Origin of the sequence: Desulfopila sp. IMCC35006, assembly GCF_005116645.1 — a bacterium.
GTDB lineage: Bacteria > Desulfobacterota > Desulfobulbia > Desulfobulbales > Desulfocapsaceae > Desulforhopalus_A.
Window position 1 is genome coordinate 157,874 of the sequence record NZ_SWCM01000012.1, and the last position, 8,904, is coordinate 166,777.

Below are 8,904 nucleotides of genomic sequence, written 5' to 3' on the forward strand. Positions count from 1 at the left end.
GGATTAGGCTTGGCTTCAGTCAATGGATATGTTAAAAAAACACCTATTTTCAAACTAGTTACATAGATTTTGTATACTTGTCAATTCCAGACAGTACCCTCTAACATCAAGAGATAAATTTTATGACACGTGTTTTTTGTATTGCCTGTATTAGAGCAATAAAAAAGAAATTATTCCTGCCTGTTGCCCTTGTTCTTGTTTCTCCCGGGTTGCTGTTTGCGACGGAAGCAGCTACTGCACATAGTGTAAGTCTTCAGGAGGTACTGCAAAATATCACCAAAACCGATCCCTCCATTTTGGAGGCCTTGAAACAGTATGAAAGTGTTGTCGCTGAACGTTCCATTGCAACGAGCGAGTATTACCCAACTGTTGGTACGAAACTTTCCACGGGACCGGAAAGAACAAAAGGTGTACCAACAGATGATAGAGAAGAAAATCTCCTTGCAACAAGTGCCACGCTTTTTGCCCGGCAAAACCTCTACAATGGTGGAAAAACTACTGCGTTTGTCAAGGAAACAGACGCGCGTATCAAAGCCGCTGCTTATGAAGTGTTAACTGTCGCCAATAAAGTTTATTTAGATGCCGCCGAAGCGTATATCAACGTGGTCCAGGCCGTTGAACTATTGCAGATTGCGGAGGAAAACGCGCTCACTCAAGAGCGAATTATGCGTCAGGTTCGAGAGAAAACCGAGGCAGGATTTAATCGTTTCTCAGAACTGTACAACTCCGAATCACGCCTGGTACTGGCTAAGGCAAGCTATATCTCCAGGCAGCAGGATCTTAATCAGGCCTTGACTGTCTTCCATCGACAATTTGGTCGTCTGCTGCGACCTGAACAGTTCATCAAGCCAGAGCCGGCGTATCAATTTCCTGATTCGGTACAGACCGCAATTGATATGGCATTAAAGAGGAACCCGGCTTTAAAAGTTGCCAAGTATAACATCGAGACCCGTCGTCATTCTTATGATAAAGCTTCATCGGCCTATCTCCCTACAGTGGATTTTGAGCTCCAGGGGCAATACCGCTCCGATACCGGTGGCGAAGAGGGAGAGACGACTCAGGCTGGTGCATACCTGACTTTAAACTACACTTTTTTCGATGGCGGATTCCGGGAAGGCAACAAAGCCAAGGAGCAACAGTCTATTCGAAAAGAGTACCAGCGCTCCTATATCGAGAGACGAAATGTTAATGAAACCATTCGGCTTGCCTGGAATATTAAAGAGGCGGAAGATTATAAACAAGAGTACCTGCGTGACCATGTTTTACTGAGCGAAAAGACGTTGAATGCTTTTAAGGACGAGTACTCTGTCGGCCGGCGAACCTTGCTGGATCTTCTCAATATGGAGAATGAATATACAGATGCGCAGATCTCCATGTCTCAGACCCAATTCTCTCACCTTACTGCTTTGTACCGAATGATGCAGGGAACCGGGGTACTTTTGGACGAGCATGATACCGGACTGCGCAAGGTGCTGAATCTTCCAGCAAAAGAAAGTGAAGAAACGGTAACTTATGCAGATCTGGGCGACAATCGTGACCAGGACCAGGTTCTTGATGTCTCCGACCAATGTGATAACTCAGAGCCTCATTCTTCTCTCAAACCTTACGGGTGCAAGGAAGATAATGGGAAGGCACTAGGGTATCCACATATAGACGGGTCGCAACTTGCTCCGTATATTGCTCCCACTGGCTTCAAGGCTTCAACCAAGACAAACTGAGGCAAGGCGTAAAGGCGTAACTTTGGGGCGTCATCCGGTATCATTTTTAATAACGGGTGACGCCATAGCACAACTTATGCCGCTAAGGCAGAAGCTTCTTTGACACCGAGATGATAAATTTCTTATGAAAGGCGGCGTTGCCTCCGATAAGAATACCACTAAGAAATTATCACCCCGTTTGCGCTCCTTCACGGATTCAGTGAAGGGAAAATATCGGTAAAAATCAGACAATTCGAAGTCTTTTCAGTCATTGCGAGTAACTCATAAGATTGTATTGTGCCCCTTTGAGCAAAGAAATCCCCCCTTAATCAGGTGGTTTGTCATCAGGATTTCCCGGTTGTTTTCTCGTTTCTTGTATCTCCTCTTTAACGCCGCCTTCTGCCATTTTAAATAGAAATAAAGATATGGATGAAAAATTACGGTCTGATCCTCTTCTACTCTGTCTGGTTACTTTAACCAAAATCAACAAAAAACCTGCCTCGGCAGAGGCCTTGGTTGAAGGTCTCCCGTTTGATCCAAAAGAGGAGAAACAGAGATTATTTACCATCAACAGCTCTAAATCGAACTTTTCAAGAGCTGCAGCCAGAGCTGGATTTACTTCCAATCTACAACAAAGACCCCTGGCATCAATTCCTGCAGTTGTTCTCCCCACGATACTCCTGCTAAAAAATGAGAATGCGTGTGTGCTGACCGAATTATCTCTTGAAGAGGGTCGGGCAATTGTCATTATCCCCAGTATTGATGATGATCCTATGGAGATAGCTCTCGATAAGCTGGAGGATGAATATCTCGGCTATGTTTTCCTGTTAAGGAGAAAGTATGAGGGGTTTGGCCAGAACACTCTGCTTGATGAAAACAAATTAAAGAGCAATCAACACTGGTTTTTCGGGACATTATATAAATTCAAGGATATTTACCTCCGGGTTATACTGGCCACTCTGTTCATAAATATATTTGTAGTAGCCGGTCCCCTCTTCACCATGAATGTTTATGACAGGGTCATTCCTCATAACGCCATAGACACACTGTGGGTTCTTGCTATAGGTATTGGTTTCATCTATTCATTTGATCTTACGTTGAAATTTCTCAGAACAGTTTTGTTGGAAAGAGCTGCAAAAAAGAGCGACATTATCCTTTCTTCGATGCTCTTTGAACACGCCATGAATATCAAAATGGCAGAACGTCCACGGTCTGTTGGCGTATTCGCCAGCAATTTACGTGATTTTGACGGAATACGTTCCTTTCTGGCATCGACTGCTCTCACTGCTTTTATCGAGTTACCTTTCTCGGTGATCTTTGTGCTGGTGATTTATTCCATACAACCCACCCTGGCACTGTTGCCTGTTGCTGTCATCTTTGTACTGTTTCTTTTCACGGTACCCATGAAAAAAGCTATTCAGACAATTGTTGAAAGTACGCATGCTGCGGCAGGCAGGCGCAATAGTATTTTAGTTGAATCTCTTGCCAATTTAGAGACAATCAAAGCCTTTAATGCCAGCAGTACCATTCAATGGCATTGGGAGGAGTCGACTGGTGATATCGCCTCAAAAAGTCTCAGTTCTAGAATAAGGTCGAGTTCCCTGTCAACGATCTCCGCCTTTTTAACGCAATTGTGTTCCGTCCTCGTTATTGTCGTCGGGGTGTATCTCATAAAAGATGGTGAGTTGACAATGGGTGGATTGATCGCCGTCAATATATTAGCAACTCGTTCCATCGCACCATGGACACAGGCTGCTTCTTTACTGACAAACTACCAACAGATGAAAACAGGTCTGCAATCCCTCAATGATTTGATGGCCAAAAAAGAGGAACGCCCCGATGGCAAACGGTTCATCAGACGACCGGAATTCAAGGGGGAAATAGAATTTAAAAACGTCGATTTTTCCTATCCTGGGGAAGACCAAAAAGCCTTACGAAATATCAGTTTCAAAATTAAGGCGGGTGAACGTGTAGGCATAATAGGTCAGGTTGGTTCAGGAAAATCAACACTCAGTAATATTCTCCTCGGTTTTTATGAAGCCGGCAGTGGTGCTGTTTTCATCGACAATCTGGACATTAAACAAATTGATCCAGTAGATATAAGGCAGAATTATAATTTTGTTCCCCAGGATGTAACCCTCTTTTCAGGAACTGTTCGTGACAATATTACCCTTAAATCTCCCCATGCGACAGATGCTGAAATTGTCAAAGCAGCAGGTTTTGGCGTAGTAAACGCCTTGACCGACCGCCACCCGCTTGGCATGGATTTACAGGTAGGCGAGCGAGGTTACAATATTTCCGGTGGGCAACGGCAATCAATTGCGCTTGCCCGGGCCTTTATTTCCGAAAGCCCCATAGTTTTGCTTGATGAACCGACAAACGCGATGGATTACAACACAGAAGTTAAGGTGATTAACAACTTGAAAGAGGCCACAAAAGGCAAAACTACCATTATAATCACGCATAAGCCTTCTATTCTTGCCATTGTTGATCGTCTGCTGGTGATGGACGATGGTGCCCTTGTCATGGACGGTCCAAAGGATGAAATTCTTGCTCGACTTGGAGGCAAAAGCCTGTGATTACAGACCCAAAAGATACCGCCTCCGCAGTTCCTTCAGACAAGAACAAGGTTGGCCCAATGAAGCGTAATGGTAAGTACAGCAAGACAGATGTTGAATTTATGAACAGTCTCAGTGGGGCGATGCTTGCCGGGAGTTCGTCTCGTCTGAACGTGCTTTTGTACGTTATCTGTCTTGTCATGATTACCTCCATAACCTGGAGTTATTTTGCTGAGTTAGATGAACGAACCAGGGGAGTAGGACGAACGATACCTTCCCGTCAAATCCAGGTAGTACAAAACCTGGAAGGTGGTATTGTTAAGGAAATTCATGTGGTTGAAGGGCAATTCGTGAAGCAGGGGGAAACGCTCCTCACGATTGATGATACCGGTATCGGCAGCTCCTATGATGAAAGTGCCAGCAAGATTAATGAACTCATGGCGAAATCCAGCAGATTACGTGCTGAATCAGGTATTACTGAGACCCTTATTGAAATTGAAGGTGACGGCCAGATAGCTGATTTGATGAAAAATGAAAAAAGGCTTTATGCTACTCACCTCAGGCAACATGAAAATCAAAAATCTGTGTTGCAGCAACAATTGCAGCAACGGAAAATTGAGTTGCAGGACGCGCAGCAGGACCTTAAGTCCTTTAAGGCGAGCCAGAATATGATAAACAGAGAGATTGAAGTAAGTCGTCCATTACGGCAAAAAAATCTGATCTCCGAACTCGAATTTTTACAATTACAGCAAAAGGATCTGGAAAAAAAACAGGAAGTAAATCGAACCATAAAAACGATTGAGAAATTGAATGTGCAGATTATTGAAGCCGATCAAAAAATTAAAGAGATCGATGAATCACGCCATGCGACTGCCCTGGAAGAACTCAATGCGGTGATGGCCGAGATCGACCGATTGTCTTTCACGCAGGTCGCAATCGAAGACAGGGTTACCCGAACGAATGTTCGGTCTCCAGTGGATGGCACGGTTAAGCAACTCCTGATTAATACCGTTGGTGGTGTGTTAAAACCAGGAATGGATATTCTGGAGATCGTCCCGGCTGATAAAGGTGTCCTGGTAGAAACGAAGATAAAGCCTTCGGACATTGCCTTTATCTATCCTGGGCAGAAAGCCATATTAAAATTTACCGCATACGATTTTGCAATTTATGGTGGTCTGGAAGGAGAGGTTACTCTTATCAGTGCCGATACGATTACCGATGAAAAGGGGGAAGAATTTTATCTTGTGCGTGTAAAAAGTAAGCAGAATTATCTTGGCACTGAAGATAATAAAAAAAATATCATCATTGGTATGACAGCACAGGTGGATATCATCACGGGCAAGAAAACGGTAATGCAATATATTATGAAACCAATTCTCAGAGCCAAAAATAATGCTTTGCGGGAACGATAATGGCGGTAATATGTTGCAGTAAAGATGATGTATTGTCAGGAAAACTTCTCTCACTCTTTGGAGAGTCTGGCGTTGTTTTCATTCCGGATATTCGTCTTTTGGGAAAAAGGAATCTGGCGGAAGGTGAAGTGTTAGTTGTTGATATAAAGCACAGCAAGATCCCGGAAGGCAGCCATATTTCTTTGCCAATCATTGCTCTTACGGTAGTTCCGACTTTCCCGGAGGCTGTTATGTTGCTCCAGCGCGGTATCAGAGGCTATGGAAATCGGCATATGCGTCAGGAGAACTTAGATCAAGCGGTGAAAAGTGTGAAAGCTGGCCAGATATGGCTTCCGCCGGCTATTATTTCTCAACTGATTGCTTCAGTTGGAACTGAAAACATTGATCAATCAAGTCATGATATCCTGAGTAAGTTAAGTCGACGGGAGCAGGAAGTAGCTCTTTATGTCACTGAAGGCATGACCAACCAGCAGATGGCCGACAAAATGTATGTTAGTCTGCGCACTGTTAAAGCCCATATGAGTTCAATATATGACAAGACTGGTTTGCGGAATCGTTTGGAATTAGGTCTTCGATTAAAGGAAGACACTCGTTTTGTCAACTGTTGAGAAAGAGCTGTTCCTTTTGGCTAATGCAGAGAGCCGTGTCAGTAATGAATTGCTCCGGCTCTCTGTTTTTGGTTATCACAATGCTTGGTATTTATCCTATAGAAGTACCGTCATCGGTATAATCAATGTGGATATCATTTCCAGCATCATCTGAAGAGACAATTTGCACTGTTTCACCGCCTGCATTGGTAAATAATCCTGAGTGAGATGCATCCTGCGTCCAACCGCTCGTATTAATACTAATTGTATCATCATCTCCCGCATCAATTTCCAAAGTGTGATTTGGCCCGGAAGTCATATCAAAGACATCCTTGAGACTTAACTCGACAGTGTGTCCATTGTCACTCAAATCGAGTTTTTCAATATTCTGAACTATTGTTGAGATTTTACTGAAATCTAGTACGGGATCATGAATCAACAGGGTATCGATACCTTCACCACCATTGATTGAGATATCATCACTGTCAAAGACGATTGTATCATTACCTGCACCCGCAGCAATGGTGTCATGGCCTTCTCCTCCATCTAACGCATCGTCAGTGTCACTGCCTTTAATGTAGTCATTGCCTTCATCGCCGCTAAGAGCAAGATTTGTGTCTATGACAAAGATATTAAAAGTGGTACTTGTGGTGGCGGTATCGTTGTTTGAACTCTCTGTTGTTGTTGCCGAAGCGGTTAATGTGTAAACTTGATTTTCCCCGCCAGCATCCGCATAGGCTGTTATACTGAAATTATTTGTATCCCAATCTGTAACATTCACCTCAGTAGTTGAGGCAGTGGCGGTAAAGAAATGGTCTCCGTCAGTCAGTGTTGCTCCTTCAGGTATACCAGAAATCATGAGGCTGGTGATTGATTCTGATCCGTCGGTATCAACAAGTCCGGCATTTAGTGTGAAGAAAACAGGATCTCCTTCAATGCCTATAAGATCATAAGCGGACATATTGTTTTCATAGGCAGAAATCTGGGAAACTTCACTCGCTGTCAAGACGCGGTCGTATATACGTATGTCATCGAGTTCCCCCTGCAGGTATTCATTTAAGCCATTTGAGCCAAATGTTGCACCAAATCCGCTTATATGTGTTGAGTCTTTAATTCCAGTTACTGTCTTAACAGTACTCTCTAAATTCCCGTCCACATAAACACTGGTTTCACCTGTTACATGATCCCGAGTCAATACAACATGATGCCACTCTCCATCATTAACGACAGTAGTTGATTTTGCACCATAACTGTTGGCTACACCCATATTGATATGGCCATCATCACTTATCCAACCCCATTGGATATCGTTTGTTCCACCATTTTGTTCTGATCCGATGATACTTGGAGAATCCCAGCCAATATTATTATTTCCTTTAACGCCAATAAATCCTTCTGGCAGCTTAATCCAGGCAGAAAGAGTTGCCGTTCCGGCAAGAGGAGTTGTGTAACCTCCGACAACCTCAACATAATCACCTTTCCCATCAAGGGACATTGAAGATAAATTGTGGCCGTCACTATTAAACTGCGCATCATCAATCAGGATTCCTTCGCGGTTATCAACCAGGTTATAGGTACGTTTACTGCCTGTATCGTTTTCATCAAATACCCAATGCCCAACCAGCCCGTTATTTACAACATTGTGGCTGCTCAAATTAACCACAATGGTTGGGGCATCCGCCACAGCATTTACGGTAACTTCGATCTGTTCTGTGGTTGTAGCAGTATCTCCGTTAATTTCAGTACTTGTTACGCTGGCAGTCAGAGTAAAATCTTCATCACTATTATGAGGCGGGGTGACAGTAAGTCCTTCCAGTTGATCTTGGGTAAGAGTCCAGGTTCCGTCGCTATTGTCAATTCCCGCACTTAGTATGGCTCCTGTCGGAACACCGCTGATCGTCATGTCTGAAAGAGTTTCACTGCCATCAATATCGGTTAATGTAGAACCGATGTGCAATGCTATGGCGGTATCTTCTCCACCTTCTGCATCTGATGCAGTTATGATTGGATTGCTTGCTGTTGTATCGCCCATGATGGCCGAATCACTTGCCGGCTCGGAGATATTACCGGCCTTGTCCACCAGAGTTGCCGTGACGGTGATGTTTTCCCCGTCTTCCGGTCGTGCATACTCGAGGATTAACCCGTTATCGAGAATATCCTGGGTTACGGCGTGATCGGTGACCGTGCCGTCAGGGTTGGTGACGCGCAGGATATCATCGATCACCGCATCCGCAGGCGCAGTTATTTTTACGCCAACCGTTCCGTCAATCTCGGAATGTGCGATCGTGCCGTCATTATTGGTATCTTCGGAAATAAGTACAGTAGGTGCCTGGGTTGGTGTCGTATCGCCCATGATGGCGGAGTCACTTGCCGTCTCGGAGATATTACCGGCCTTATCCACCAGAGTTGCCGTGACGGTGATGTTTTCCCCGTCTTCCGGTCGTGCATACTCGAGGATTAACCCGTTATCGAGAATATCCTGGGTTACGGCGTGATCGGTGACCGTGCCGTCAGGGTTGGTGACGCGCAGGATATCATCGATCACCGCATCCGCAGGCGCAGTTATTTTTACGCCAACCGTTCCGTCAATCTCGGAATGTGCGATCGTGCCGTCATTATTGGTATCTTCGGAAATAAGTACAGTAGGTGC

5 protein-coding genes are annotated in these 8,904 nt (G+C 44.5%); 4 read left to right on the plus strand and 1 reads right to left on the minus strand.

Annotated elements, in window-relative coordinates; genetic code table 11:
* Positions 1 to 122 precede the first annotated feature (122 nt).
* From FCL47_RS18670 to FCL47_RS18685, 4 genes are all read left to right on the plus strand, one after another.
* A complete protein-coding gene (locus tag FCL47_RS18670) occupies positions 123 to 1,718 on the plus strand; it encodes a TolC family protein (RefSeq protein ID WP_136815154.1) in 1,596 nt (531 codons plus the stop codon).
* Positions 1,719 to 2,122: 404 nt separating this feature from the next.
* Positions 2,123 to 4,276: a type I secretion system permease/ATPase gene (locus FCL47_RS18675; protein ID WP_136815155.1), complete on the plus strand. Its 2,154-nt coding sequence runs from the start codon at positions 2,123 to 2,125 to the stop codon at positions 4,274 to 4,276.
* Positions 4,273 to 5,667: an HlyD family type I secretion periplasmic adaptor subunit gene (locus FCL47_RS18680; RefSeq protein ID WP_240744297.1), complete on the plus strand. Its 1,395-nt coding sequence runs from the start codon at positions 4,273 to 4,275 to the stop codon at positions 5,665 to 5,667. The genes FCL47_RS18675 and FCL47_RS18680 overlap by 4 nt, the downstream gene beginning before the upstream one ends.
* Positions 5,667 to 6,275, plus strand: a complete 609-nt coding sequence (locus FCL47_RS18685; RefSeq protein WP_136815156.1) for a response regulator transcription factor — start codon at positions 5,667 to 5,669, stop codon at positions 6,273 to 6,275. Before FCL47_RS18680 ends, FCL47_RS18685 begins: the two co-directional genes overlap by 1 nt.
* Positions 6,276 to 6,366: 91 nt before the next feature.
* Here FCL47_RS18685 and FCL47_RS18690 read toward each other — a convergent pair.
* Positions 6,367 to 8,904 (minus strand): LamG-like jellyroll fold domain-containing protein (locus FCL47_RS18690; RefSeq protein WP_304992178.1); only part of this gene is annotated, 2,538 nt, incomplete at its 5' end.

Excerpts from the sequence above, each read along its gene's own strand:
- FCL47_RS18670 (WP_136815154.1), top strand. The coding sequence starts at position 123 with ATGACACGTGTTTTTTGTATTGCCTGTATTAGAGCAATAAAAAAGAAA.
- FCL47_RS18675 (WP_136815155.1), top strand. The coding sequence starts at position 2,123 with ATGGATGAAAAATTACGGTCTGATCCTCTTCTACTCTGTCTGGTTACT.
- FCL47_RS18685 (WP_136815156.1), top strand. The coding sequence starts at position 5,667 with ATGGCGGTAATATGTTGCAGTAAAGATGATGTATTGTCAGGAAAACTT.